This is a genomic window from Nonomuraea sp. NPDC050733, assembly GCF_040654215.1.
Classification (GTDB): domain Bacteria; phylum Actinomycetota; class Actinomycetes; order Streptosporangiales; family Streptosporangiaceae; genus Nonomuraea.
Genome location: NZ_JBFAHO010000068.1, coordinates 1 through 25,364 on the forward strand (window position 1 = coordinate 1; position 25,364 = coordinate 25,364).

General features: G+C 70.8%; 22 protein-coding genes. 15 read left to right on the forward strand and 7 right to left on the reverse strand.

Going from position 1 to position 25,364, the window contains the following annotated elements:
- Positions 1-450: 450 nt before the first annotated feature.
- A complete protein-coding gene (locus AB0H64_RS43485; protein ID WP_357637408.1) occupies positions 451-654 on the reverse strand; it encodes a hypothetical protein in 204 nt (67 codons plus the stop codon).
- 406 nt (positions 655-1,060) lie between these two features.
- Between AB0H64_RS43485 and AB0H64_RS43490 the strand changes: the two genes are divergently transcribed.
- Genes AB0H64_RS43490 through AB0H64_RS43515 form a run of 6 tightly spaced genes read left to right on the forward strand, consistent with a single transcriptional unit; the run spans position 1,061 to position 6,790 of the window.
- Positions 1,061-2,086: a LacI family DNA-binding transcriptional regulator gene (locus AB0H64_RS43490; protein WP_357637409.1), complete on the forward strand. Its 1,026-nt coding sequence runs from the start codon at positions 1,061-1,063 to the stop codon at positions 2,084-2,086.
- Positions 2,079-2,966 carry a ribokinase gene (locus tag AB0H64_RS43495; protein ID WP_357637411.1) on the forward strand — a complete coding sequence of 296 codons (888 nt, stop codon included), beginning with the start codon at positions 2,079-2,081 and terminating at the stop codon, positions 2,964-2,966. The genes AB0H64_RS43490 and AB0H64_RS43495 overlap by 8 nt, the downstream gene beginning before the upstream one ends.
- The gene (rbsD, locus tag AB0H64_RS43500; protein WP_357637414.1) at positions 2,956-3,327 is read left to right on the forward strand and encodes a D-ribose pyranase; all 372 of its coding nucleotides are present in this window, start codon (positions 2,956-2,958) and stop codon (positions 3,325-3,327) included. The genes AB0H64_RS43495 and rbsD overlap by 11 nt, the downstream gene beginning before the upstream one ends.
- 12 nt (positions 3,328-3,339) lie before the next feature.
- Complete coding sequence (locus AB0H64_RS43505; RefSeq protein WP_357637416.1) at positions 3,340-4,308, forward strand: sugar ABC transporter substrate-binding protein; 969 nt, start codon at positions 3,340-3,342, stop codon at positions 4,306-4,308.
- Entirely contained in the window at positions 4,305-5,792 is a 1,488-nt protein-coding gene (locus AB0H64_RS43510) for a sugar ABC transporter ATP-binding protein (RefSeq protein ID WP_357637419.1), read from the forward strand. Before AB0H64_RS43505 ends, AB0H64_RS43510 begins: the two co-directional genes overlap by 4 nt.
- The gene (locus AB0H64_RS43515; protein ID WP_357637421.1) at positions 5,789-6,790 is read left to right on the forward strand and encodes an ABC transporter permease; all 1,002 of its coding nucleotides are present in this window, start codon (positions 5,789-5,791) and stop codon (positions 6,788-6,790) included. The genes AB0H64_RS43510 and AB0H64_RS43515 overlap by 4 nt, the downstream gene beginning before the upstream one ends.
- Before the next feature lie 48 nt (positions 6,791-6,838).
- Here AB0H64_RS43515 and AB0H64_RS43520 read toward each other — a convergent pair whose 3' ends face one another.
- Positions 6,839-8,092, reverse strand: a complete 1,254-nt coding sequence (locus tag AB0H64_RS43520) for a hypothetical protein (protein WP_357637424.1) — start codon at positions 8,090-8,092, stop codon at positions 6,839-6,841.
- Positions 8,093-8,164: 72 nt separating this feature from the next.
- On the opposite strand from AB0H64_RS43520, the gene AB0H64_RS43525 reads away from it, so the two are divergent.
- From AB0H64_RS43525 to AB0H64_RS43535, 3 genes are all read left to right on the forward strand, one after another.
- Positions 8,165-9,049, forward strand: a complete 885-nt coding sequence (locus tag AB0H64_RS43525) for a LysR family transcriptional regulator (protein WP_357637426.1) — start codon at positions 8,165-8,167, stop codon at positions 9,047-9,049.
- A gap of 426 nt (positions 9,050-9,475) precedes the next feature.
- On the forward strand, positions 9,476-12,007 hold the full coding sequence (lanL, locus tag AB0H64_RS43530) for a class IV lanthionine synthetase LanL (protein ID WP_357637428.1): 2,532 nt from the start codon (positions 9,476-9,478) through the stop codon (positions 12,005-12,007).
- A gap of 170 nt (positions 12,008-12,177) precedes the next feature.
- Complete coding sequence (locus AB0H64_RS43535; RefSeq protein ID WP_357637431.1) at positions 12,178-13,248, forward strand: cellulose-binding domain-containing protein; 1,071 nt, start codon at positions 12,178-12,180, stop codon at positions 13,246-13,248.
- A 53-nt stretch (positions 13,249-13,301) separates the two neighbouring features.
- Here AB0H64_RS43535 and AB0H64_RS43540 read toward each other — a convergent pair whose 3' ends face one another.
- Positions 13,302-13,730 carry a DUF6463 family protein gene (locus tag AB0H64_RS43540; protein WP_357637433.1) on the reverse strand — a complete coding sequence of 143 codons (429 nt, stop codon included), beginning with the start codon at positions 13,728-13,730 and terminating at the stop codon, positions 13,302-13,304.
- A gap of 321 nt (positions 13,731-14,051) precedes the next feature.
- Between AB0H64_RS43540 and AB0H64_RS43545 the strand changes: the two genes are divergently transcribed.
- From AB0H64_RS43545 to AB0H64_RS43565, 5 genes are read left to right on the forward strand one after another with little or no spacing between them, the layout of a single operon-like run.
- Positions 14,052-16,388 carry a nitrate- and nitrite sensing domain-containing protein gene (locus AB0H64_RS43545; protein ID WP_357637435.1) on the forward strand — a complete coding sequence of 779 codons (2,337 nt, stop codon included), beginning with the start codon at positions 14,052-14,054 and terminating at the stop codon, positions 16,386-16,388.
- Positions 16,388-16,819, forward strand: coding sequence for a roadblock/LC7 domain-containing protein (locus AB0H64_RS43550; RefSeq protein WP_357637456.1), 432 nt, complete (start codon positions 16,388-16,390; stop codon positions 16,817-16,819). Before AB0H64_RS43545 ends, AB0H64_RS43550 begins: the two co-directional genes overlap by 1 nt.
- Complete coding sequence (locus AB0H64_RS43555) at positions 16,816-17,214, forward strand: DUF742 domain-containing protein (protein WP_357637437.1); 399 nt, start codon at positions 16,816-16,818, stop codon at positions 17,212-17,214. Before AB0H64_RS43550 ends, AB0H64_RS43555 begins: the two co-directional genes overlap by 4 nt.
- Positions 17,195-17,794, forward strand: a complete 600-nt coding sequence (locus tag AB0H64_RS43560; protein WP_357637440.1) for an ATP/GTP-binding protein — start codon at positions 17,195-17,197, stop codon at positions 17,792-17,794. Before AB0H64_RS43555 ends, AB0H64_RS43560 begins: the two co-directional genes overlap by 20 nt.
- A 45-nt stretch (positions 17,795-17,839) precedes the next feature.
- On the forward strand, positions 17,840-18,820 hold the full coding sequence (locus AB0H64_RS43565; RefSeq protein ID WP_357637443.1) for an NAD-dependent epimerase/dehydratase family protein: 981 nt from the start codon (positions 17,840-17,842) through the stop codon (positions 18,818-18,820).
- Here AB0H64_RS43565 and AB0H64_RS43570 read toward each other — a convergent pair.
- The gene (locus AB0H64_RS43570) at positions 18,802-19,449 is read right to left on the reverse strand and encodes a response regulator transcription factor (protein ID WP_357637445.1); all 648 of its coding nucleotides are present in this window, start codon (positions 19,447-19,449) and stop codon (positions 18,802-18,804) included. The two genes, AB0H64_RS43565 and AB0H64_RS43570, sit on opposite strands and share 19 nt — an antisense overlap.
- The gene (locus AB0H64_RS43575) at positions 19,434-20,693 is read right to left on the reverse strand and encodes a histidine kinase (RefSeq protein ID WP_357637448.1); all 1,260 of its coding nucleotides are present in this window, start codon (positions 20,691-20,693) and stop codon (positions 19,434-19,436) included. The genes AB0H64_RS43570 and AB0H64_RS43575 overlap by 16 nt, the downstream gene beginning before the upstream one ends.
- A gap of 241 nt (positions 20,694-20,934) precedes the next feature.
- Here AB0H64_RS43575 and AB0H64_RS43580 point away from each other — a divergent pair, with 241 nt between their 5' ends.
- A complete protein-coding gene (locus AB0H64_RS43580; protein WP_357637450.1) occupies positions 20,935-22,149 on the forward strand; it encodes a cytochrome P450 in 1,215 nt (404 codons plus the stop codon).
- Positions 22,150-22,214: 65 nt separating this feature from the next.
- Here the strand turns inward: AB0H64_RS43580 and AB0H64_RS43585 are convergent, their stop codons facing one another.
- Together AB0H64_RS43585 and helR are read right to left on the reverse strand one after the other, a co-directional pair.
- A complete protein-coding gene (locus AB0H64_RS43585) occupies positions 22,215-22,457 on the reverse strand; it encodes an erythromycin esterase family protein (protein WP_357637452.1) in 243 nt (80 codons plus the stop codon).
- Positions 22,458-22,699: 242 nt separating this feature from the next.
- Positions 22,700-24,853, reverse strand: coding sequence for an RNA polymerase recycling motor ATPase HelR (gene helR, locus AB0H64_RS43590; protein WP_357637454.1), 2,154 nt, complete (start codon positions 24,851-24,853; stop codon positions 22,700-22,702).
- Between the last annotated feature and the right edge of the window lie 511 nt (positions 24,854-25,364).

Consider the following 25,364-nt stretch of genomic DNA (forward strand, 5'->3'; position numbering starts at 1 on the left):
GGTGCCGTCCATAAGGACGATCAGCTGAGCGATCGCGCCGTCCTCATTGTCCTGGATCTCAGAGGAAATGCCCTGCTGCATGAGGCCTATGACGATGCGACCATCCGGCAGGGCCACGGGCTGATGGACACTCTTGATACGGGGGAAGCGCACGAGAACCTTCCAGATCACGCCGAGAACACAGCGGGCCGGCCAGGTCGTGCCTGACCGGCCGGGTATTCGTCGGGGTCAGCCGAACTGGCGGAGCATGGTGGTCTCCACCTTCTCCAGCCGCTTGATCTTGAGGTCGATCTTCTTCGTGGGCTTCTTGTCCTCGGTTACCTGGCCTGACTTCTCCACGGTGCCTCCCCGATGGATCGAAGGTCGGTGCACGACGAGCCGCGCACCATGATCAGGGATCATAGCCACCAGGTTTCGCCGACATAAGCCCCGATTCCTTTCTTTTTTGGGTCAAACAGTGTGATCTTTCAACGGCCAAGTCGTCGTGACCACGACGATACTGTGGTGCAGAAGCGGGTCCAACAGGCAGTTCTCCGTCGCGGCGACCCATTCCAGCGCGGCGAGGCAGTCGAAGGCCGCCTTCGGGATGGAGGCGGCGGGGCCCGGTTCGGCCGGGCCCGCCGGCGGCGGACGACCCCGCAAGATCAGTGCCATCAGCGACCCGATCGAGCACACATCGTCACATCGCCGACGACGCCGCCCGCTCCGCACGTCGCTTGGGCATCCGAGTCCTGGAGGTCGACGGGTCCGACGACGCGGAGGCTGTGGCAGACATCGTGGCCGGGCCACGTCAGCTTCTGTCCGCCGCTGACGAACGTACACGGGCCTTGACCGTACGCGCTCGTCCCATGCCCCCTGACCTGCGCGGGTTCCACGCGGAGCCGTACGGGGACCAGTGCAATGTGCGGCATCGGCGGGCCGGCGCACAACCTCCGGCCGCCATTCGTGACCACCCCGAAACCTTGCGGTAACGCCTTTATAACGTCCCATCTACACGTGTTGCTTCGTGCGGAATTCTGACCGAATACTGCCGTCAACACGAGTAGATGGGACTTGCGTAGTGGTCACACGCCGCGATGTGGCGCGGCTGGCCGGCACTTCAGAGGCCGTCGTCAGCTACGTGCTCAACAACGGGCCGAGGAACGTCGCCCCGCACACCCGCGAACGGGTGCTGCGCGCGATCGACGAGCTCGGCTACCGGCCGAACGTCGTAGCCCGCTCGTTGCGCACCAACCGCACGCACACGATCGGGCTCGTCGTCCCTGACAACGCCAATCCCTTCTTCGCCGAGCTGGCCCGCGAGATCGAGGAGGTCGCCTTCCGGCACGGCCTGACGCTGCTGCTCGGCAACGCGATGGACGACGACGATCGCGAGGCCGCCTACGTGCGGACCCTGATCGACCGCCAGGTGGACGGGCTGATCCTGATTCCCGCCCACGGCCCGCGCGCCTGGCGGTCCCAGCTGGCCGCCTCCGGGGTGCCGTGCATCGTGCTCGACCGCGAGCTCGACGACACCCCGGCCAGCCACCTGCTGCTCGACAACGAGGGCGGCGCGCACGAGGCGACCAGCCACCTGCTGGCGCATGGGCAGCGGCGCATCGGTTGCGTGGCGGGGCCGAAGGACATCCACCCGACCGTGGACCGTGTCGCCGGCTGGTCGCGGGCGCTGACCGAGGCCGGTATCGACCCGGCCTCGATGCCGCTGGCCCATGGCCCGTACGGGCGGCGGCAGGGTTACCTGAGCGGCCGCCGGCTTCTGTCGCAGGAGGACCGGCCCACCGCGCTCTTCGTGACCAGCGACGAGCAGGCGATCGGAGTCATGCGCGCCGCGGCCGAGCTGGGGCTGAACGTACCCGGCGACGTCGCGCTGTGCTCGATCGACGGCATCGCCGCCTCCTCCTACACCGTGCCCGCGCTCACCACCATGCGCCAGCCGATCGAGGAGCTGGGCAGGCGCGCGGTGGAGCTGCTGGCGGCGCGGATCGGTGACGCACCGGGTGGCGAGCGCGTGGTCCTGTCCGCCACGTTGATCAGGCGCGGCTCCTGCGGCTGCCCCGACCCCGCGGGCGGGCTGGACGATGCGTGAGCTGGAGCTGGTCGTCGTCGGCAGCCTCAACATGGATCTCACGGTCCCCGTGACGTGCCTGCCGGGCAGGGGCGAGACGGTCGCGGGCGCCGCCGTGGTGCGGGCGGCCGGGGGCAAGGGCGCCAACCAGGCGGTGGCCGCCGCCCGGCTGGGCGCGCGGGTGCGCCTGGTGGGACAGGTCGGCGACGACGCGCTGGGTCGCGACCTGCTCGCCGCCGTGGCGGCCGAGGGCGTGGACGTCTCAGGAGTACGGCAGGTGCCCGCCGCCTCCGGGCTGGCGATGATCGTCGTCGAGGACGGCGGTGAGAACATGATCACCGTCGCCCGGGGCGCCAACGGGCTGTTCCACCCCACCGACCTCGACCTCGATCTCGTCGGCGCCGACGCGCTCCTGCTGCAGCTGGAGATCCCGGTCGCCGCCTGCCTCGCCGCCGCGCGGCAGGCCAGGGCGCACGGCGTGCCGGTGATCCTCAACGCCGCGCCGTACACGCAGGGCTTGGACGAACTCCTTGCCCAGGTGGACCTGGTGATCGTCAACGAGAGCGAGGCCGCCGCCCTGTGCGGCGGCACCGACCCCGCCGGACTGCTCGCGCTCGGGCCGCGCGCCGCCGTGGTGACGCTGGGCCGGCGTGGGGCGCGCGGCCAGGACGTCACCGGCGCCTGCCAGGTGCCGTCCTTCCAGGTGCCTGTGGTCGACGCGGTCGGCGCGGGCGACACGTTCTGCGCGCAGCTCGCGCTCGCCCACGCGGCCGGCCTGCCTCTCGACCAGGCGGTACGGCGGGCCTGCGCGGCCGGCGCGCTGGCCACCACCGCCCACGGCGCCCAGACCGCCATGCCCACCGCCGGCCAGGTTGAAGGGCTGCTCGCCTGTGCGTCATGACGGCCTTTGGCATCCCCGCCTGCTGCACATCCTGTCCGCGGCGGGACACACCGACCTCATCGTGGTGGCCGACCCCGGCCTCCCCGTCCCGCCCGGCGTCGAGACGGTCGACCTCGTCTGGCGCAGGGGTGAACCCGCCTTCCTCCCCGTACTCGAAGCGGTGCTCGGCGAGCTTGTCGTCGAGACCGCCTACGTCGCCGAGGAGTCGCCGCGCGGCTTCCTCGACGGCGTGCTGACAACAACACAACGCATCCCTCACACCCGGCTCAAGGAGCTCACCGGCCGGGCCCGCGCGGTCGTGCGAACCGGTGAGACGACGCCGTACGCGAACGTCGTCCTCCAAGCGGGCGTTCCCTTCTGAAGGAGACACCAGATGAACAAGAAGATCGTCGCCGTGGCCGGTCTGGCCCTCGCGCTGACCGCCTGCGGCAAGGAGGGCGGCACCACCGCCGAGCCGGCCGCCGCCCCCAAGCCGGGCGAGAAGCCGGGCGTCTGCCTGGTGATGAAGTCGCTGGCCAACGAGTTCTTCCAGCAGATGCAGAAAGGCGCGGAAGAGCATGCGGCCAAGCGCGGCGACCTCACGCTCAGCGTCGTCGGCATCCAGAACGAGACGGACATCGACAACCAGGTCGCCGCCGTCGAGAAGTGCGTCACCCAGCAGGCCAAGGCGGTCGTGATCGCCCCCGCCGACTCCCGCGCGCTGATCGCGCCGCTCAAGCGCGCCGTCGACGCGGGCGTGAAGGTCGTCAACATCGACGTCCAGCTCGATGAGGGCGCGATGAAGGCCGCCGGCATCGGCGACAAGGTGCCTTTCGTCGGCCCCGACAACCGCGAGGGCGCCAAGCAGTCCGGCATGGAGCTGGCCAAGGCCGTCGGCAAGGACGCCGAGGTCGTCATCCTGGAAGGCAACCCCGGCGCGGCCAACGCCGCCCAGCGCAAGGCCGGCTTCGAGGACGCGATCAAGGAGGGCGGGCTCAAGCTCGTCGACTCCAAGACCGCGCACTGGGAGACCAACGAGGCGCACACCGTCTTCAGCAACATGCTCACCGCGCACCCGAACATCAAGGGCGTGCTCGCCGGCAACGACAACATGGCGCTCGGCGCGCTGAAGGCGATCGAGGAGCAGGGCGAGAAGGGCAAGATCAAGGTCGCCTCGTTCGACAACATCCCGGCCATCGCGCAGTACGTCAAGGACGGCACCGTCGTGGCGACCCTCGACCAGTACGGCGCGCAGCAGGCCGCGAACGGCATCGACTACGCCATGAAGATGATCGCCGGCGAGAACTTCAGCGGCTGGCAGAAGACCGAGATCAAGCTCATCACCAAGGACAACGTCGGATGATGACGGTCAGCGGCCTCGTCAAGCGCTTCCCCGGTGTGGTGGCGCTCGACGGGGTCGACCTTGACATCCGCGCGGGCGAGATCCACGCCCTCGTGGGGGAGAACGGCGCGGGCAAGTCCACGCTGGTCAAGACCCTGGCCGGGATCCACGCCCCGGACAGCGGCACGATGACCTTCGACGGCGCGCCGTACACCCCCGCCGGCGCGGCCGACGGTCTGGCCGCCGGGATCTCGGTGGTCCACCAGGAGCTGGCGCTGCTGCCGTACCTCACCGTCGCGGAGAACCTGTTCCTGCGTGAGCTGCCGCGCACGGCGGGCGTCGTCGACAGGAAGCGGCTGCGCGCGGACGCCACGCGGCTGCTGGCCGAGGTCGGCCTGGACGTCGGGCCCGACACGCCGGTCGAGCGGCTCGGCATCGCGCAGATGCAGCTGGTGGAGATCGCCAAGGCGATCTCCACCGACTGCAAGCTGCTCATCATGGACGAGCCGACCGCCACGCTCACCTCGCGCGAGGCCGGACGCCTGTTCGGCATCCTGCGGGCGCTGCGCGAGCGCGGCGTCGCCATCGTGTACATCTCCCACCACCTGCAGGAGGTGCTGGAGCTGGCCGACCGGGTCACCGTGCTGCGCAACGGGCGCAGCATCGAGACCCGCGAGATGGCCGGCGTGACCGCGCCCGACCTGGTCAGGCTGATGGTGGGGCGTGACCTGGCACAGGAGTACCCGGTCAAGCCGCCGACCGGGCTGGGGGAGGTGGCGCTCAAGGTGCGCGACCTCAAGGTCGCGGGCTTCGAGGGGCCGCTCTCCTTCTCGGTACGGCGCGGCGAGGTCGTGGGTCTCGCCGGGCTGGTCGGCTCCGGCCGTACCGAGGCGATGCGCGCGATCTTCGGCGCCGACCCCGCAGTATCCGGAAATATCGAGCTTTACGGCGAGAAGGTGCACATCCGGCACCCCAAGGATGCGGTGCGGCACGGCATCAGCCTGCTCACCGAGGACCGCAAGTCGCAGGGCCTGGTCCTCGACCTGCCGATCAGCGCCAACGTCACCCTCGCCAAGCTGCGCGGACTCCTGGTGCGCTTCGGTCAGGAACGCTCCCTCGCCGAGGGCCTCGGGCAGCGCCTGCACCTGCGCTCCGCGGGCGTCGGCCAGCACGTACGCACCCTGTCGGGCGGCAACCAGCAGAAGGTCGTGCTGGCCAAGTGGCTCAACGCCGGATCCGACATCCTGATCGTGGACGAGCCCACCCGCGGCATCGACGTCGGCGCCAAGTACGAGATCCACGAGCTGCTGCTCGGCCTGGCCGCGGAAGGCAAGGCCCTGCTCGTCGTCTCCTCGGACCTGCCGGAGCTGATGGGCATCTGCGACCGCATCCTGGTCTTCTCCCGCGGCAAGATCGCCGGAGAGGTCGCCAGGGCGGACTTCGACGCCGAGCGCATCCTCACGCTCGCCTACTCGGGCTACCTCAAGAACGGTGAAACACAATGATCAAAAGGCTCGTGCTCGGCGAGGCCGGCATCGGTGTCGCCCTGGTGCTGCTCGCGGGCTTCTTCGTCATCGCGGCACCGAACTTCGCGACTGAGCAGAACCTGCGCAACATCATGACCCAGATCACCCTGAACACCGTGCTCGCCGTGGGCATGACGTTCGTGATCCTGGTCGGCGGCATCGACCTGTCGGTCGGCTCGGCGATGGCGCTGTGCGCGGTCGTGTCAGGCACGATGATGGCCGGATCCGGCTCCGCCCTGACGCTGCTCGGCGCGATCCTGGTGAGCGTGCTCGTCGGCGCCGTGGTCGGCTGGATCAACGGGTTCGTGTCAGAACAGTGGCGGGTGCCGTCGTTCATCGTCACCCTGGCCATGCTCAACATCGCCCGCGGCGCCGCGGAGCGGTACACCGACGCGGCCACCATCTACAACCTGCCCGCCGCGCTCAACGATTTCGGCACCATCACGCTGCTGGGCATCCCCGCGGTGTTCTGGGTCGCGCTGCTGCTGGCAGGGGTCGGCTGGTTCGTGCTGTCGCGCACGGTCTTCGGGCGGCTGATCTACGCCACCGGCAACAACGAGGAAGCCGTCCGCCTGTCCGGCCACAAGACCTCCCGCATCAAGATCGCCGCCTTCATGATCGCCGGGTTGACCGTGGGCATCGCGGCCATCCTGTACATGGCCAGGCTCAACATCGCCAGCCCGATCCTGGGGCAGGGTTACGAACTCAACGCGATCGCCGCCGTGGTCATCGGCGGAGCCAGCCTGATGGGCGGGCGCGGCTCCATGGCGGGCACGTTCCTCGGAGCATGTCTGCTGGGCGTGCTCACCAACGGACTGCTGCTCATGGGCGTCTCCGACTTCGAACGGCAGATCATCACCGGTCTGGTGATCCTGGTCGCCGTGGTGCTGGACGCCTACCGGCTCCGCCTGGCCCGCAAGCTGGCCGTCACCCAGCCCGCGACGAAGGAGCCCGTGCCGGCGGCGGTCGCCTCCTGACCGACACGCGGGGTCATCGCGCACCAGGAGGAGGAACATCCGCTTCCATCATGATCGTTGCAAGGGCGACCGTACCGGACGGAGGCGCTCACCAGCCGGTACGGGGATCAGCCAGGGGCCGGCGAGCAGCGCGACGGCGACCTGCGCGGCGCCCGCGACGACCAGCGTCGGACCTGCCCCGGCCAGGCCGATGATCGCCCCTCCGGCGAGCAGGCCGAGTGACACCGCCCCGTCGTGCACCAGGCTCTCGGCGGCGAAGGCGGCCCGCCGTTCCGCGCCGTCGGTGCGCATGGTGATCAGCCGGTTCATCGACCCGATGCCGAGCGGCATGGCGAAGCCGCCCGCCGCGGCCAGGCAGGCGATCAGCGGCAGCGACGAGGTGACCGCGGGAAGGGCGACGAAGGCCGCCCCGAGGATGATCCACCCGGTGGCCATGGTGGCCAGTGCCGGCAGCCGGGGGACGACCGCCGGCGCCAGGAGCGCGCCGACGACCGAGCCCGCGCCGTAACCGGTCATGCCGGCCGAGATGAGCAGCCCGGGCCGGCCGGTCTCGGCGCCGAGGATCGCCAGCCCGAGGGTGAAGGCGAACCAGACGAGACCGCCGACGCCCGACATGGTCACGGCCCGGCGGATCTCCGGGTGACGGGCCAGGACGTGCCGGAGGGCCGGCGCGTCCTGCTCCCCGCCGCCGCGAGTGGCCGCCGCATCGTCTCCGCCGGGGGTGGCCGTCGCGTCGCCTCTCACCGTCAGCAGCACGGCCGCGCCGAGACCGACGCCCGCCGCCTCCGCCCAGAGCAGCTGGAAGGGGCCGGTGGCGGTGATCGCCCAGCCGGCCAGGGGTGGCGCCAGGATCATCGTGCTCCGGTGGGCGAAGTCCTGCCAGGAGAGCATCCGGGCGGCGACGCCCGCACCCAGCCGGTCGCAGATGTCGGCCAGCAGCGCCCGCTGGGCGGGCGCGCCCACGGTGGTCGCGCAGCCGGTGATCAACCCCGTCACGGCCAGGTGGATCGAGCCGACGGTGCCGAGGGCGGCGCCGATCGGGACGACGAGCAGCCCGGCCACCTGGACGGCGAGCACGCCGGCGAGGGCGCGGCCGGTCGTCAGCCGTTGCCGCAGTCCGCGGGCCCACCACGCCGAGGTGAGCATGGGCAGCCCGACGGCCCCGCCGACCAGCCCGGTGGTCCAGGCGGATCCGGTCTCGGCGAGCGCGACGAGGGGGAGCGCCACGGCGGTGGTGCGCTGTCCCATCCAGGTGATGAACGTGGTCACGAGCATGGCGGCGATGTCACGGCGAGGAGTCACGGAGAAATCCTGGAATCTGGCGAAATTTCGGGGTAGGTCGTGAATCATCGCGTTAGCTCATAACGTGGGCTTATGAGCTCATTGCCCACGGTGGAGGACCTGCGGCTCGTCGAAGCGCTCGCCCGGCACGGCTCGCTGGGCGCGGCCGGGCGGGAGTTGCTCATCAGCCAGCCGGCCGCGAGCAATCGGCTGGCCGCGCTGGAGCGGCGGATCGGCGAACGGCTCTTCGACCGGGACACGACCGGAGCGCGACCGACGCCGGCCGGCCGGGCACTCGCCGCGGAGGCGGCACACGTCCTGGAGCACCTTGAGGCGATCTTCGACCGGACCCGGGCGGCGGCGCGCGCGGGCAGCCTCACCGTGGGCACGTTCGGCAGCCTCGCCCCGTGGCTCTTCCCGGTGTTGGAGGAGCTGCTGGGTGAGGTGACGGTCCACCAGGTCACCGACCACGGCGATCGGCTGGTCGGGTGGGTCGGCGAGGGCTCGTTGGACGTGGCCTTCGTCGCGATCGCCAATCAGATGCGGTTGCCCGGGACGGTGAGGGCGTCGCCCGTGGCGCGCGATCGGCTGGCCGTTCTCGTCCCGGAGGGCGTGCGGCTCGGCTCCGGGCGCAAGCCGTTCGCGGGGCTCGACGTGGTCGCGTACACCTACGACACCTCCACCGCCTCGCTGCACCGGCGGATCTCCGAGCTGGGCGGGCGCCCCCGGGTGGCGGCCACGGCGGAGACGGCCGTGCGGATGGGCCGCCTGCTTCGCTGCCCGATCGTCCTGCCCCGCGGGCTGGGCATCTCGTACGCCGAGCCGCAGGAGCAGGTCCCGACGATGACGCTTCCGGGCAGGCTCACCCTCTTCATGGTGACCCGCCGCCCCACGCCGCCCGAGCTGACCGCCGCCGCCGCCGGCCTGGCCGACCGCCTCGGCCTGGAAGCCGCATCGGATTCGCCCCTGCCCGGCTAGGAGTTGGACCGGAGGAACATGCCGCATGCGATTTCAGGTCGTTGCGGAAATGCCATTCGTGCATTCGAGAATTACCATTCAAGGGCCCCCTGGAACGTTCCGTTCGCACGCTTGGTCATCAGCCGATGTCAGACCGCGTCCGGTGAAAGGGATCTTGACACGACACCCTCGACTGTTAGCATTGCGCTGGATATCGGACAGGCTGTAATGGGCAGAAGGGACAGGCAATGTCGGCACTTCTGAGGATGGAACCCCGAGTGGCCGGGACCGACGTGATGGAGCCGGTCGTCGAGTTCGAGCAGCGGTGGGAGAGCCAGGTCGACCAGGATCGCTGCCCCGTGACGCGACCTGGCATTTCGAAGATCTGCTGACCGCCGGGGCCGGCGCGGACGTACCGGAATTCACCCAGACGGGGGCTGGCGGAAGATGCACGAGGCGGGTTCCCAGGACTGGGTGGAACAGGTCGTCAGGCAATGCGCCGGTGGTGACCACACGGTGACAGGCGGCTCTGTCTGGCTGGTTGTCAGGCCGGACGGAGCCGTTTTACCGGAGCACGGATGGAAGTTGCACGTATCTTCTCGCGCCGCCAATTTTCCGGCGCTGGTGGAGAAACTCGTCCCCTTCCTGGTGGCCGAGGGCTGCGTGTTCAAGCTGGCCCGTTCACAACAGGTGCTCCACGAGTTGAACGACGGCCGGACGGTCCCGGAGAGCGTCGGCAAGGCGTTCACCGTCTATCCGGACCAGAATCTCGTCCGTGAGATCGGGCTACGGCTCGCCCGGACACTGCGCGGCCACGAAGGGCCGCGCGTACTCAGCGACCGGAGAGTGTCCCCGGACGCTCCGGTGTACTACCGGTACGGGGGGTTCGTCACCCGGCGGAGTACCGACGTGCGCGGACAGTCGATCACGCTGCTGCGCGGGCCCGCCGGCGAGGAGTTCGACGAGGCCGCCGGGCTCAGCTACCGGCAACCGTCGTGGGTGGAGGACCCGTTCGCCGGCGCCCGGCCCGAACCCGGCCGCTCCCGCGACGATCTCCTGCTCAGCGGACGCTACCGCGTCGTCGCCGGAATCAGGGAGGCCGCCCAGGGCAACGTCTACCGCGGGATCGACGAGCGGACCGGCGACCAGGTGGTCGTCAAGCAGGCGCGCGCCTTCGTCGCCGAACACGGCGACGGCAACGACGGCCGGCTGCGGCTGCGCAACGAGCGTCGCGTCCTGGAAGCTCTCGACGGAGTCGCCGGCGTGCCGCGGTTCCTCGACCACTTCCGGTACGGCGACGACGAGTTCCTGGTCACGAGCGACTGCGGCCCGCTGACCCTGGCCGAGGACGTGCGGCGGAACGGTCCGTACCGGACGGGGCCCGGCAGCGGCGCGCGGAGCCTCGACCGGTTGGCGGGTGAGCTGGCCCGGATCCTCACCGCGGTGCACGAACGTGGCGTCATGATCCGGGATCTGTCCCCCGCCAACGTCGTGATCGGTGACGGCGCCAGCATCATCGACTTCGGCCTCGCCTCCTACGACGGGCTGCACCTGTCCGGGATGACACCGGGCTACGCGCCCGCCCGGCAGGTACGCGGAGAGCCGCCGCGAGAGGCCGACGACCTCCACACGCTCGGCATGGTCCTGCTGTACGCCGCCACCGGCCTGCACCCGGTGACCCTGGGCGACGACCCGGAGCTGGCGAGGACGCGGGCGCTCCAGACGGTCTCCCGCCACCACGGCCGTACGCCGTCGGGAACGATGTCCGCCGTCGTGGACCTGCTCGGCGACGAGGAGCGTGCGCGAGCCGCCGTACGGCGGCTCGTGTCAGGGGAGGGCGACCGCCGGACGCCGTCCCTGCCGTCGCCGCCAGTCGTCACCCCGGACTTGGCGGCCGAGGTGATGGACAACCTCGTGGGCGACCTGCTCCGTCTGCTGGACGACGTCCTGGAGGCCGCAGCCAACACGAAGGCCGCCAACGACGCGAGCGTCTACAGCGGCAGCGCGGGCATCGGCCTGGAACTGCTCCACCATCGGCACCGGCCGGCCGCGGACCGGAAGCTGCGCGAGCTGGCGGCCTTCACCGAGCGCGTCACGGCACCGCTGAGGCCGCAGCCGGGCCTGTTCACCGGCATGACCGGAACGGACATGTTCCTTCAGGAAGCGGTCAACTGCGGCATCGAGCTGACGAACTGGCCGGGCCGGAGCCTGCCGCCGCCGGAGTGGAGACACGAAAGCGCCGACCTGACCGACGGAGAGGCGGGGGCCGGCCTGGGGCACCTGTACTTCTACCGCGTCAACGGTGACCCGGCCGACCTCGAGGTGGCACGGCGCTGCGCGCGGATCGTCGCCGCGGAACAACCGCTTCCCCGCACCTCCGCGCCGGGCCAGGCCGATGTGACGGCCGGGCGCGCGCACGGCCTGGCCGGCGCCGCCGAGCTGCTGCTCGGCCTCGCCGAGGAGACCGGCGACGCGTGGGCACTCGAAGCCGCCGCGGACCGCGTGCGCCACCTCGCGGAACGCGCCCGGGTTCTCGTCCGCGAAGCGGAAGACCCGGCGGCGGAGCCGATGACCATGTCGTGGTGCCGCGGCCTTTCCGGGATCGGGCAGACCCTGCTGCACGCCGGCAAGGTGCTGGGCGACCCATCCCTGACCGACCTGGCCCGCCAGGGAGCGGACGTCTGTGTCGCCCGCATGCGGCGACTGAGCGCGCTCGGCCAGTGCTGCGGGGCCGCCGGGGTCGGCAACCACCTGTTGAACCTGGCCGACACGGAGCAGTCCGAGCGTTACCGGGACGCGGCTTTCGACCTGGCCGCGCATCTTCTGCTCCGAAGCGCCGGCCCGCCTGCCCACCCCCGCTTCTTCGCGCCCGACGACCCTCCCGCCCGCTCGCTCTCGTGGGCGCAAGGGCTGACCGGCGTTCTGACCTTCTTCCGCCGGTTGGCGCACGGCGGTCCCGACTGCCTTCCGGTCACGTAGGGCGGCTTGAAACTTTCTCGTTCCGGGGCGGCGTTCTCCCACGTCGGCGGCGGCTGCTTTCCGCGTCCATTGACACGGTCGCGAAGGTTGGTCACCCTCCCCCACGTTAGCGCTCACATAATTTCGGTCCGCGCACTACTGGCGGAGTTCGAGCCGCAACGGAGGAACAGATGCACCAACGAGGATTACCCAAGGGCCTTGTCGCCTGGACCTTGGCCGTCTGCCTGGTCATCGCCGCGGTGGCGACCACGGTCACGGCGCACGCCGCCGCAGCCGGCTGCCAGGTCACGTACACCGTCGGCTCGCAGTGGACCGGCGGCTTCAGCGCCGACGTCGCGGTCAAGAACCTCGGTGATCCGCTCAACAGCTGGGCCGTGCGCTGGACCTTCGGCGCCGGGCAGACGGTCAGCCAGGCATGGAACGCCGGCGTGGCCCAGAGCGGCAGCGCGGTGACCGCCTCCAACACGAACTGGAACGGCTCCCTGCCGACGGGCGGCAGCACCTCGTTCGGATTCAACGGCACCTGGAACAACTCCAGCAACCCCGTGCCGGCCGGCTTCACGCTCAACGGCGTCACCTGCACGGGGACCACTACCCCGTCTCCGACCGTGACCCCCACTCCGACCGTGACCCCGTCACCGGCGCCGAGCACCCCGCCGTCGCGGACGGTGCGGGTCTTCTGGCTCAAGCCGTCGGACGTGGCGTACGACCAGCGGTACCCGGACGGCATGACCAAGGTCCTGCAGGAGGCGCAGCGCTTCTTCAAGCAGGAGCTGGGTAAGACGTTCACCCTGAACAACCCGGTCGTCGAGGTCGTCAACGGCGACAAGCCGCGAAGCTGGTACGAGAACACGCCGAACTGCGGTGAGAAGTACTGGTGGGCGGTGTGCAACATGCAGGAGGAGCTGCGCCGCAAGTTCGGCCTCGGCGCACCGGACAGCCGTTGGCTCAACGTCGGCGAGATCAGCGCCGAGGGCGACGGCGCCGGTGGTGGCGGCGGCAACGGCTGGGTGATCCTCAGCGGCCACGACGCTGACGGAGCCGCCGGGCTCAACGGCGCGATGAACCGCTGGTACGGCGGCATGGTGCACGAGCTGGGGCACGCGTTCGGCCTGCCCGACGCCACGTCCACCGACGGCACGTGCATGTCGGCATCCCTCTACGACTACCCGAACTGCCACTTCAGCCAGGCACAGAAGGACAGCATCCTGCGCGGCAGCTACGGCAGCTTCCTGTCCTGATCGGGGACGGGTGGCGTGCGGCCCTGAGGGGGTCAAGGGGTGGCGAGACCCGCTCAGGGCCGAGCGCGGGAGTGTCGTCTGTTGGTGAGGTTCGCCGCGATGAGCAGCCCGGCGGGGATGGCCGCGAGCAGGAAACCGCTCGGTCCGATCAGGCTGACGGCCAGCGCTCCCCAGGCGAGGGTCACCCAGCCGACGTACCCGGGAACCTGGTGTCCCTGCCGCCCCATGCGCGCCACCAGCAGCCCCAGCAGCGTCAGCACCACGACGAACCCGCCGGGCAGCGCCCAGAACGTCGCCACCGAGTCGCTGTCCGCGGCATGGTCACGGAGGTCCCCGGCGAGCCAGCTGGACCAGGGGGCCACGCGGGCGAACACGACGGTGTGCGCCACGGCGATCAGGATCATGCTTCGGCCGGCCCAGACGGTGAGCCGGCTCGGGGGCGCGGACAAGGCGGGTGGGCCGGCCGCGGATGTGGTGGTCATGGTTGCCAGCTTCTCCGGGCCGCGCCCCGATGTGCTCCCCCGTAGAGGGGAAGCGGCTCCCTCGCCCCGGGGAGCAGCGCCAGGCGTGGGGACTTTCGGGTCAACTGCCGTATGGCTACTATCGGGCACCAATCGCCTACTTTGGCGATTTTCGTCATCGACGCACCGACTGGTGAGGAGAGTGTCCTGCACGTGGCTGGATGGGGCAGGGTCGGGCGGCGACGAACGGGAACCCTGGGCGACGGCAACGGGTTATCGGGGCCGACCGGCGGCAGGTCGCGGCGGCTGCCCCTGCGTACCGTGCTGCTCATCGTCGCGTTCGTGCCGACCGTGACTTTCGCTCCGCTGCTGGCCTCGGGCATGTTCCAGCTGTCCAGTCAGTGGCAGACGGAGAAGTCCCAGATGGAGCTGGCCACCACGACCGTCGGCAGGCCCGCGGCCAACCTGTTCTTCAGCCTTCAGGAGGAGCGACGGCTCACCGCGGAGGCGCAGGTCGAGCCGGGTAGCGCCGTCCGTGGCAAGCTCGCCAAGCAGCGCGCGGTCACCGATCAGGCCGTGAGCACCTTCCCGTCGCCGGGGGCCCTGGACACCACCCACGCGCAGGAGGGGCTCACCGGCGCCATCACCCGGATCCATCGCAGCCTCGGCCTTCTCGACCAGCAGCGCGGGGCGGTGGACGCCGGTTGGGCCAGTGAGCAGCAGGCGTTCGACTACTACAGCGACGTCATCGAGGCGGACCTCAGCGTCCTGACCGTGCTCAGCCACACCCATCACGGCGAGGTGGGCAGCAAGGCGCAGACACTGGTCGACCTTTTCTGGGTCGTCGACATGATCGGCCGCGAAGACGCCGTCCTGGCCCGTGGCTGGGCGACCGGACGCCTGACGAGGGACGAGTACGCCCTTGTCACCGACGCCATCGGCACCAGGAAGCACATCCTGCGCTCCCAGGTGCTCCCCGCTCTCCTGGCCAACGAGAGCCGGTACAGAACGCTGACGACCAGCAAGGCGTGGGCCACCATGACCGACCTGGAGAGGCGGCTGGTCACCTCCGGGGCCGTCGCCGAGGGCAACCAGGTGACGCTCCGCGACATGGGCCCCACCTGGCGCTCCTCGGTGGACACGATCCAGCCGCAGCTGCTGCAGCTCCTCAGCCTCCGGCTCGACAACGTCGCCACGATCGGCGACAGCCACGCCCGTACGCTCTTCGTGATCTTCGTCAGCGTCAGCGCCGTGGGCCTGCTCGCCTTCTTCCTGGTCTTCTTCACCAGCTGGCGCCTCACCGCCGTTCTTCGCCGGCGCATCCTGCACCTGCGCCGGGAAGCCCAGGAGCTCCAGGAGCGCCTGCCCGACGTGGTCGCCCGGCTGGAGCGCGGCGAGGACGTCGACGTGGACGCGGAGGTCCACGTGGTCGAGCCGACCCCGGACGAGCTCGGCGAGCTCGGGCAGGCCCTCAATCTGGCCAGCCACAGCGCTGTCCTCACCGCCGTGCGGCAGGCCGAACAGCACCGCGGCTTCCAGCGCATGCTCCAGCGCATCGCCCGCCGTACCCAGATCCTCATCGGCCTTCAGCTGAAGAAGCTGGACGAGCTGGAGCGCAGGCACGAGGACCCCGAGGTGCTGGAGGGCCTGTTCGACCTCGACCATCTCACCGCGCGGCTGCGCCGCTACGAGGAGAACCTGGTCATCCTCGGCGGCGGTCAGCCGCAGCGTCGCTGGCGCAAGCCGGTACGTCTGCTCGACGTCCTGCGCGCCGCGCAGGGCGAGGTCCAGGACTACCGGCGGATCTCGATCGAGGTCACGGGTGAGCCCTGGGTGGCCGAGCGGGCGGTGGGACCGCTGGTCCACGTCCTGGCCGAGCTCATGGAGAACGCCACCGCCTTCTCCAAGCCGCCGACCCCCGTCGAGGTGCGGGCCGCACTGGTCAGCCGGGGCCTCGCCGTGGAGATCGAGGACCGCGGCCTCGGCATGGAGCCCGAGCAGTACGCCGCCGCCAACGCCCTGATGCAGTCGCCGCCGCAGCTCGATGTGATGACCCACGCCGACGACGTGCGTCTCGGCCTGTACGTGGTCGCCCGCCTCTCCGCGGGCCTGGGCCTCCAGGTGGAGCTGCGGCCGTCGGCCTTCGGCGGCACCCGTGTCGTCGTGCTGCTCCCGGAGCCGCTGGTCGTGGACCGCCCCCGCGCGGTACCCGAGCCGGCCGCCACGCCACGCCATGACGTCCCCCAGGAGTCCGCCGATCCGCGGCCGCACCCGCGGGAAGAGCAACCCCACCCGCAGGAAGGCACGCCCGGTCCCCGCCCGTCCCACGGGGGCGCGCCGTTGCCGACCCGCTCCAGGGGACGCGCGATGGCGTACGTGACGGCACCCGGCGCCGCATCACCGGATCGGGACGACGCGCCCCCGCCGTCCGACCGCCGGCCGCTGCCCCAGCGGGTGCGCCAGGCCAGCCTGGTCACCGAGCTCAAGGTCCCGGTGGACAGGGAGGAACAGGCCGACCAGGGGACCTGGCCCGCCCGCGAGCAGCCCGGCCGATCCAGTGCCATGATCGGTGCGTTCCAGAGGCAGTCCCGCAGGCGCCGGACCGGTGACGACGACGCCCCCCAGCCCCGGCCGAACGGGTCCGCCGAGCCCAGTGCCCCTACGACGGAAGATCGATGATGACGCAGCGAACCACCGCCACCGACGCAGACCTGGACTGGCTCCTGGACGGCCTGGTCGATCAGGTCGCGGGCACCCGGCACGCCATCGTGCTGTCCGACGACGGCCTGGTGATCAGCCGGTCCCGGACCATCGAACGCTCGGACGCCGAACGCCTCGCCGCGATCGCCACCGGGCAGCAGAGCCTGGCGCGGGGTGTCGGGCAGCTCTTCGACGGCGGACCGGTGCACCAGGTCATCATCGAGATGGCCGACCTGTGGCTGTTCATCACGGCCGCGGGCCGCGGCACCCATCTGGCCGTGGTCGCCTCGCAGGAGGTCGACGCCGAGCTGATGTCCGTCGCGATGCACACCCTGATCCAGCAGGTCGGCCAGAAGCTGGGAACCGACGCGCGTCCCCCGCAGGCCGATGACGCGAGGAGACGCGGATGAGGCACTGGACGGAGGGCTTCGACGACGAAGACGCCGACGAGCCCCTTGTCCGTCCCTATACGATCACCGGCGGACGAACCACGCCCGAGCGGGACGACCTCACGCTGATCACCCTGGTGACGGCGATCTCCGCGGTGCCCTCGGAGGCCGGGCAGGAGCTGCGCGGGATGCAGCCGGAGCACCGCACCATTCTCGCTCTGTGCAGGCGGCCCCTGGCGGTGGCCGAGGTCGCCTCCGCGCTGGACCTCCCGGTGTCGGTCACCAAGATCCTCATCGGTGACCTGATCGAGGCGGGTCAGATGCGGTCCCGGCCACCTCTGGCGTTCGCGCAGGCGGGTGGCCTTCCCGGCATGACGATCCTTGAGGCGGTGAGGGATGGGTTACGCAACCTCTGACCACGGGGACGCCGCTCCCCTGGCGGTGAAGATCCTGATCGCCGGTGGTTTCGGCGTCGGGAAGACGACCCTGGTCGGCGCGGTGAGCGAGGTCGCCCCGCTGCGTACCGAGGAGTACCTGACCCACGCCAGCGTCGGCGTGGACGACCTCGAAGGGGTGAGCGGCAAGACCACCACCACCGTCGCGCTCGACTTCGGGCGCATCACGATCAACCGGGAGCTCGTCCTCTACCTGTTCGGCACCCCCGGGCAGGAGCGCTTCTGGTTCATGTGGAACGACCTCGTCAACGGCGCCATGGGCGCGGTCGTCCTGGTCGACACCCGCCGGCTGGACGTGAGCTTCGCGTCGATCGACTTCTTCGAGAGCCGCGGCATCCCCTTCGTCGTCGGGGTCAACTGCTTCCACGGTGTCAGGGACCGGACACAGGAGGAGATCCGCAAGGCGCTCGATCTCGATCCACAGGTGCCGCTGGTGCTCTGTGACGCCCGCGACCGGATGGCGGGCCGAGACGTGCTGCTGGCGCTCATCGACCATCTGATGGCCGCCCACGCCCGCACCGCGCCGCATCCGGTGTCCTGACGGGGCAAGGTCGCGAAGGAGGCCGTGGCCCGCGAGGATGAGGGGATGCGGACACTGGTTCTGGGTGGTACGAGGTTCCTGTCGAGGCAGATCGCCCGGCAGGCGCGCGATCGCGGGCACGAGGTGGTGTGCGCGGCGCGCGGACTCTCGGGCGAGCCGCCACCGGGGGTCGAGCTCGTCCGGGTCGACCGGAACGAGGACGGCGGGCTGGCGCCGCTGGAGGGAACGTTCGACCTCGTCATAGACGTCGCCAGGCATCCGAGCGTGCTGCGGCGGGCCGTCGCGGAGCTGGCGGGCCGTGCCGGTCACTGGACGTTCGTGTCGTCGTGCAGCGTCTACTCCGACACCGGGGAGGCCAACCAGGTGCTGCACGAGCCGCTGCCCGCCGACGCGGACGAGAACGACCCGGAGAACTACGGGCCGGCCAAGGTCGCGTGCGAGCGGATCGCCGGCGATGGGGCGCTCCTGGTGCGGGCCGGGCTGATCGTGGGCCCGGAGGACCAGTCCGACCGGTTCACCTACTGGGTCGACCGGCTGGCGCGTGGCGGGCCGGTGCTCGCCCCCGGGTCGCCCGGCGAGCTCGTCCAGCTCGTCGACGTGCGCGATCTGGCCGCCTGGACGATCGAGGCGGCGGAGAAGGGGCTTGCCGGGCCGTACGATGCGATCTCCATGCCCTTCAGCAGGGGCGACCTGCTGGCGGAGATCGCGGAGGGTCTGCAGGTGCGGCCCGATCTGATCTGGGCCGGTCAGGACTTCCTCCTCGATCACCAGGTGCAGCCGTGGATGGGGCCGCGGTCGCTGCCGTTGTGGCTGCCGTTGCCGGAGTACGCGGGCTTCATGACCCGTGACACCTCCGCCACGCTGGTCGCCGGCCTGAAGATCCGCCCGGTCGCCGACACGGCCCGCGACACGCTCGCGTGGCAGCGCGAGTCCGGCCACACCGTGAGCCGTTCCGGCCTCACCGCCGCCGAGGAGTCCGAGCTCGTCCGGATGTTCGAGGCCGAAGGTCAGGGCTCGTTGAGGTAGGCGAGCACGGCGAGAACGCGGCGGTTGCTGCTGTCGTCGTCGACGATGCCGAGCTTGCCGAACAGGGAGGTGGTGTACTTGCTGATGGCGCTCTCGCTGAGGAAGAGCCGCTGCCCGATGGCCTGGTTGGACAGCCCCTCGGCCATGAGGCTGAGCACGGAGTGTTCGCGTTCGGTGAGCCGGTCGAGCCGTCGGGTCGAGGATCCGCTGGACAGCAGCTTGGCGATGACGGCCGGGTCCATGGCGGTCCCGCCGGCGGCGACGCGTTCGAGGGCGTCGACGAACTGGTCGGCGTCGAACACGCTCTCCTTGAGGAGATAGCCGATGCCGCCGGCGCCGTCGGCCAGGAGCTCGCGGGCGTAGAGCTGCTCGACGTGCTGGGAAAGGATCAGGACCGGCAGTCCGGGCAGCTCGCCGCGGGCGGCGAGAGCCGCCCGCAGGCCCTCGTCCGACTGGGTCGGCGGCATGCGGACGTCGATGACGGACACGTCCGGCCGCCACCTGCGCAGCGCGTCGAGCGTCTCGGGCCCGGTGGTGGCCGTCGCCACCACCTCGTGCCCGTACGCCTGGAGGAGACGGACCATCCCGTCGCGCAGGAGGTAGAGGTCTTCGGCTACAACGATTCGCATGGCACCACCATTCTCGCGCGGGTCGGGCCGCCCTCCGGGCTGGTGATGTCCAGGGCGCCGTCGAACACCGCGAGGCGGCGGTGCAGCCCCGCCAGTCCGCCGCCGGCCCGTACACCGGCCCCACCCCGGCCGTCGTCCTCGACGTCGACGACGATGCGGGCGCCGTCCTGGGCGATGGAGACGCGCGCCCGGGTCGCATGGGCGTGCTTGAGCGCGTTGGTCAGCAGCTCGGCGACGCCGAAGTACAGGGCGGACTCGATCGGCGGGTCCAGGCGCAGCCGGACGTCGGCGCTGACGGTCGCCTCCAGCGGGCTGTCCAGGGCGAGGGCGCGAACGGCGTCGACGAGCCCTCGCTCGTTCAGCACCGGCGGGTTGATTCCCCTGACCAGCTCGCGCAGCTCGGTCAGTGACGTGGAGGCGGTGACCCGGGCGTCCCGCATCAGCGCCATGGCCTGGTCGGGGTCGGTCTTCATCAGCTTCTCCGCGGTCGCCAGGGCCAGCCCGAGCGCGACCAGGCGTGCCTGCGCCCCGTCGTGCAGGTCCCGCTCGATCCGGCGGATCTCGGCGGCCTGGGCGACCGTCGTGTCCGCGCGCTGGGCCGTCAGCTCGTCGACCCGCCCGGCCAGCGTCATCGCGGGCGTCGCGCCCAGGAAGCGGACGGCCACCGGCTCGACGACCCGCCACGCGTACGGGGCCCCGGCGATGGCCACGGCCAGGCCGAGCACCCCGGCAAGACGCGCGGGAAGCGTCGGCTGGGACAACCCGAGGACCGCCGCCACGGCTCCGGCCGGGGGGACAGCCGCGATCAGGCCCATGGTGACGGGTGCGACCGCCGTGAACCGCAGGTCACGCCGGGTGGCTGGATCGCTCCACCAGAGCCGCATCCGCTGGTCCTGGCGAGCGTCCCGGTCGGTGCGCTCGTAGGAGTACCCGTTCCACCAGTAACCGGTGGACATCCGGGTCACCGGCCCGGCCTGCCGGTATCCGGCGGGAACGACGGTGCCCGTCCACTTCTCGACAAGGGAGCGGACCATCCGGCACACCGGGCGGGACAGGGCGAGCGTGCCGATGCACGCCCACAGGAACGGCACTGCCGCCGTCCACGGGTTGCCGCCCCACCACCACAACCACAGCGCCACGGCGACGGCCCACACGGCCGGCACCAGCATGGCGACGACCACCACGACGCAGGCTCGCGCGAACCCCACGCAGGCACCCGCCACCCACGACCTCAGCTGTCGCATACCCTTCGTTCTCCTCCGGTACGGCTTGGTATGTCCTACTGTGCACCGCCCGGAGCCCGGTCCTCGCCGGGTCGGCCCCGAAGTGGGCCTGGCCCCACCCTCCCGTACGGCCAGGCCGATACCGCCCCATCCCCGACGCCCCGCTTCGCTCAAGGGAGATGTGGCCAAGGGGACATTGACTGGCTACGGGCCGTTACGTACGTTCAGGGTGCTCGTCGGCCGGCATCGCCAGGAGGCGGTCATGACAGCACGGTCCAGCACCACGTCGCCCTGGCCGGAGCTTCCCTCCGGCCCGCTCGGCGGCCCCTCTCCCGAACTGGTCCGCAGGCTCGCCGAGGCTCCGATGGAGCTCGTCACCATGCCGAGCGGGGACCGGGTACCCATGATCGTCAGGTACGACGACGTCCGTGCCGTGCTCACCTCGCCGGCCGGCAGCCGCAACCTGCGGGCGCCCGGCCTTCCCAGAATGGTCAGCGGCACCGCTCTGGAAGACGACCCGTCGGCGCTGATCAACCAGGACCCGCCGGAGCACACGCGCTACCGCCGCATCCTGCAGGGCACGTTCACGCCCCGGCACATCGAGCGCTGGCGGCCTCGCGCGGCGGCGATCGCCGACGAGCTGATCGACGCGGCCGGCCAGGAGTTCGACGTGGTCGCCGATTTCGCCCTGCAACTGCCCGCGCGGGTGATCTGCGAGATGCTCGGCGTCCCGATGGACCGGTTCGAGCAGTTCAGGGGCTGGACGGAGATGTTCCTGTCCACGTCCGAGGCGAGTGCCCAGGCCAGAGGAGAGGGGTTCGCCGCGTTCATGGCCTACGCCGGCGAGCTGATCGCGGAGCACCGGGCCAGGCCGGGCGACGACCTCATCGACCTGCTCATCGCGGCTCGGGACGAGGGCGACAGGCTGAGTGAGGCGGAGCTGACCCACATGGTCTTCACGCTGATCATGGCCGGGCACGAGACCACCGCGTCGATCATCATCCGGGGCACGTTCCGGCTGCTGTGCCATCCTGAGCAGTACGCGCACCTGGCGGCCCGGCACGAGCTCGTGGAGCCGGCGGTGGAGGAGATCCTGCGCTGCGAAGGTCCCGGGGGCAACGGCCTGCTCCGGGTGCTCACCGAGGACGTCGAGCTGCCCAGCGGCGTGATCCCGAAAGGCTCCGTCGTCCTGCCCAACCCCACCGGCGCGAACCACGATCCGGCGGCCTTCGACGACTCGCTGCGGTTCGACATCCAGAGGTTCGCCGGGACGGTGCCCAACCCGCACCTGGCGTTCGGCCACGGGCCCCACTACTGCCTGGGGGCGAACCTGGCCAGGATGGAGCTGCAGGAAGCCTTCCGCGCCCTGGTGACGCGGTTGCCCACCCTCCGCCCCCAGGAGGACCTGTCGACGATCCGCTGGACCGACGACGGACTGATCCATCGCCCCGTCCGGCTCCCGGTCAAGGGCGGCTGAGGCGCGCCCACCCGCACCGGGAGGGCGCGCCCCGTCGTCCCTCACGGGCCCGGCGGGCGGCGACGTCACGGCAGGAACGTGGCGGCCTTGACCTTGTGCAGGTGGATCACCACGTCGTAGGAGGCGCCGAGGGAGGCCTGGACCGCCTGGTCGGGCGACCAGAAGCCGCCGCCGATGAGGCGGGTGGGGCGGGGCCGGGCGAGCCAGGCGCGGGCGGCCGGGGAGGCGGTGCGGGTGTCGAGGATGAAGTCGCGGTGGCGGACCCGGTCCAGGACGTACTCGTTGTACTCCGCTCCGGCGGCCGGCACCGAGCCCTTGCAGGTCAGGGGCCGCTCGGCGGGACGCGAGCCCTCCGGCCGGCGTCGGCGATCGCGGCGGGGCTGACGGCGGCGGTGACGGCGAGGCCGAGGACCAGCGCGCCACCCAGGGTCTTGCTCTTCATGATGGTCTTCCGATACGTGAGTGGGTGTCGTTGACGGGCCTCAGCCTCGTCGGGAGCGCTGACAGCCCGGCGACAGCCCACTGACGATGACGGGTTCCGGCCACGGCCTCAGGAGGTCGTGAGGATGACGAGTCGCTGGGTGGCCCGGGTCATCGCGACATAGCGGTCGACCGCCCCTTCGATGCCCTCGCCGAACGCCTCCGGGTCGACGAGGACGACCAGGTCGAACTCGAGTCCCTTCGACAGCTCCGGGGTCAGCGACCGGACGCGGGACGTCGAGCGGAACGTGGGATCGCCGATGACGCAGGCGATCCCTTCGGCATGGGCGGCGAGCCAGGTGTCGAGGATCGAGTCCAGCTCCGAAGCTGATCCGTGTACGACGGGAACGCCGCTGACGCGGATGGAGGTCGGCACGTTGGCGTCCGGGAGCACGGCCCGGATGACCGGCTCGGCCTCAGTCATGATCTCTTCCGGGGTCCGGTAGTTGATGGTCAGGGAGGCCAGGTCGATCCGGTCCAGCCCGATCCGCTTGAGCCGGTCCTGCCACGACTCCGTGAACCCGTGCCTGGCCTGGGCGCGGTCCCCGACGACGGTGAAGCTCCGGGACGGGCAGCGGAGCAGCAGCATCTGCCACTCCGCGTCGGTCAGCTCCTGAGCCTCGTCCACGACGATGTGCGCGAACGGGCCGGCGAGCAGGTCCGGTTCGGTGCGGTTCGGTGCGGCCTCGTCGACCAGGGCGTCCTGCATGTCCTGTACGCGCAGCATCGTCACCGCGCCTTCACCGTCGTCATCGGCCGCGAGCAGGTTGTCGATGACCTTGGCTCTCTCCTCGCGCTCGGCGGCGACAGAGGCGGCGTGCCGGCGCTTACGTCGTGACGCCTCCGGGTCCCCGAGCCGCTGCCGTGCCGCGTCCAGGATCGGCAGGTCGGACACCGTCCAGCCCTGGGCGTCCTCGCGCTGCAGCGCCCGAACCTCGTCGGGGCCGAGCCAGGGAGCGCACATCCGCAGGTAGGCGGGCACCGACCAGAGATCTCCCACGAGGTCGGCCGCCTCGATCAGCGGCCACGCGCGGTTGAAGACCGTGAGCAGCTCCCTGTTCCGCAGCAGCGACTTGCGGAGCAGGGGAGCCGAGACTTCTTCGTCGCTCTCGTGCTTGTCCATCAGGATCGTGAGCAGCTCCTCCCAGATCTGGTCGCGCGCGTCGTTGTGCGGCGTACCGGGGTCCGGCGCCTCGAACGCCTCGGCCCAGTCGTCGACGCTCAGCCAGATGTCGGACCAGGGGGTCGTGACCGTCATCCCCGTGGTGGGCGGGTTCTCGTAGAACCGCACGGCCGGCTCGACCGCCTTCACCAGGTCCGCGGACGACTTCAGCCGGGCCACGTCGGGGTCGGTCTCGACCGCCGCCGCGGCGCCCTCGGCGACGAGGTCCCGCAGGGTGCAGGTCTGCACGCCCTCCTCGCCGAGGCTGGGGAGGACGTCGGAGACGTAGTTCAGGTAGGGCTGGTGCGGGCCGACGAAGAGCACGCCGCCCCGGTGGTGGCCGAGGCGAGGGTCGGAGTAGAGGAGGTAGGCGGAGCGGTGCAGGGCGACGACGGTCTTCCCCGTACCCGGGCCGCCGTCGACGACGAGAGCGCCGCGGGAGCCCGCGCGGATGATGGCGTCCTGGTCGGCCTGGATGGTGCCGAGCACGTCCCGCATCCGGGCCGACCGGTTGCCGCCCAGGCTGGCGATGAAGGCGGACTGGTCGTCGAGCGCGGCGTGGCCCTCGAACCCGTCCGCGGTGAACACCTCGTCCCAGTAGTCGCTGATCCGGCCGCGGGTCCAGCGATACCTGCGACGGCTGGTCAGACCCATCGGGTTGGCGTGGGTGGCTCCGAAGAACGGCTCGGCCGCGGGGGAGCGCCAGTCGAGCAGCAGCCGGCGACCCGCGCTGTCCGTGAGGCCGAGCCGTCCGATGTAGACGGGCTCGGGGTCGTCCGCGCTGACCATGTGTCCGAGGCACAGGTCCAGCCCGAAGCGACGCAGGGCGCGCAGGCGAGCGGTCAGCCGGTGGATCTCCAGGTCCCGGTCCAACGCCTGCCGGCCCAGGCCGCCGGGCGCCCTGCGCTCGGCGTCGAGGCGGCCGGACAGGTCGGCGATCGACTGCTCAAGGCTCTCGGCGATGGCGGCGAAGTGCCGCTCGTCGCCCGCGATCAAGGCCGGGTCGGCCTTGGGGGAGAGGTGGTCGGGAAGGTCGAACGCGCTGGTGGTCACGGAATTCACTTTCTTCAGCTCTGGTGCGGCAGCTTGGCGGCCGTCGTCGTTCCGCCGGTGCGGATCGTGCCGGCCCGTTTCCGCAGGCCGTGGCTCAGGTCAGCGATTGTGCGGCATGACCGGGGTCTTGCCGCAAGCCCCTCGGTGCGCTATAGGTTGAGAGTGGAAAGGCGCGGACATTCCCCTTTCCCTTCTCCGCTTTCCCTTCTTCCGGTTTCCTTTTCCGGAGTCTTCCCGCTGGCCCAGGCCCTGGCGGTACTTTCTGGGACCTCTGACGAGCGAGCTTGACGATTGACAAAGGCGGCGGCGTACGGCATCCTGGAAATGCGACCGGAGTGATGGGTCTGCGTGAGCGTGGACAAATTCAATTAGAGCGAGTACGCTCATGCCTCCACGCTGCTTTTTTTTGACGACCCGCTCCGCTCGCTCACGTTGCGAGGTTGTCTGGCGTGCGTGTAGTCAGTCCGCCGCGAGCCCTCGGAAGGACATCTGTTGGCAGCCTCGCGCAACGCCTCCGCCG

Bases quoted from the DNA above. Each gene is read 5' to 3' on its own strand.
- AB0H64_RS43525 (WP_357637426.1), top strand. From the start codon at position 8,165: ATGAGCTCATTGCCCACGGTGGAGGACCTGCGGCTCGTCGAAGCGCTC.
- AB0H64_RS43535 (WP_357637431.1), top strand. From the start codon at position 12,178: ATGCACCAACGAGGATTACCCAAGGGCCTTGTCGCCTGGACCTTGGCC.
- AB0H64_RS43485 (WP_357637408.1), bottom strand. From the start codon at position 654: ATGGCACTGATCTTGCGGGGTCGTCCGCCGCCGGCGGGCCCGGCCGAA.
- AB0H64_RS43550 (WP_357637456.1), top strand. From the start codon at position 16,388: ATGACGCAGCGAACCACCGCCACCGACGCAGACCTGGACTGGCTCCTG.
- AB0H64_RS43575 (WP_357637448.1), bottom strand. From the start codon at position 20,693: ATGCGACAGCTGAGGTCGTGGGTGGCGGGTGCCTGCGTGGGGTTCGCG.
- AB0H64_RS43555 (WP_357637437.1), top strand. From the start codon at position 16,816: ATGAGGCACTGGACGGAGGGCTTCGACGACGAAGACGCCGACGAGCCC.
- AB0H64_RS43565 (WP_357637443.1), top strand. From the start codon at position 17,840: ATGCGGACACTGGTTCTGGGTGGTACGAGGTTCCTGTCGAGGCAGATC.
- AB0H64_RS43515 (WP_357637421.1), top strand. From the start codon at position 5,789: ATGATCAAAAGGCTCGTGCTCGGCGAGGCCGGCATCGGTGTCGCCCTG.
- AB0H64_RS43505 (WP_357637416.1), top strand. From the start codon at position 3,340: ATGAACAAGAAGATCGTCGCCGTGGCCGGTCTGGCCCTCGCGCTGACC.
- lanL (WP_357637428.1), top strand. From the start codon at position 9,476: ATGCACGAGGCGGGTTCCCAGGACTGGGTGGAACAGGTCGTCAGGCAA.
- AB0H64_RS43570 (WP_357637445.1), bottom strand. From the start codon at position 19,449: ATGCGAATCGTTGTAGCCGAAGACCTCTACCTCCTGCGCGACGGGATG.
- AB0H64_RS43540 (WP_357637433.1), bottom strand. From the start codon at position 13,730: ATGACCACCACATCCGCGGCCGGCCCACCCGCCTTGTCCGCGCCCCCG.
- AB0H64_RS43510 (WP_357637419.1), top strand. From the start codon at position 4,305: ATGATGACGGTCAGCGGCCTCGTCAAGCGCTTCCCCGGTGTGGTGGCG.
- AB0H64_RS43580 (WP_357637450.1), top strand. From the start codon at position 20,935: ATGACAGCACGGTCCAGCACCACGTCGCCCTGGCCGGAGCTTCCCTCC.
- AB0H64_RS43495 (WP_357637411.1), top strand. From the start codon at position 2,079: ATGCGTGAGCTGGAGCTGGTCGTCGTCGGCAGCCTCAACATGGATCTC.
- AB0H64_RS43560 (WP_357637440.1), top strand. From the start codon at position 17,195: ATGGGTTACGCAACCTCTGACCACGGGGACGCCGCTCCCCTGGCGGTG.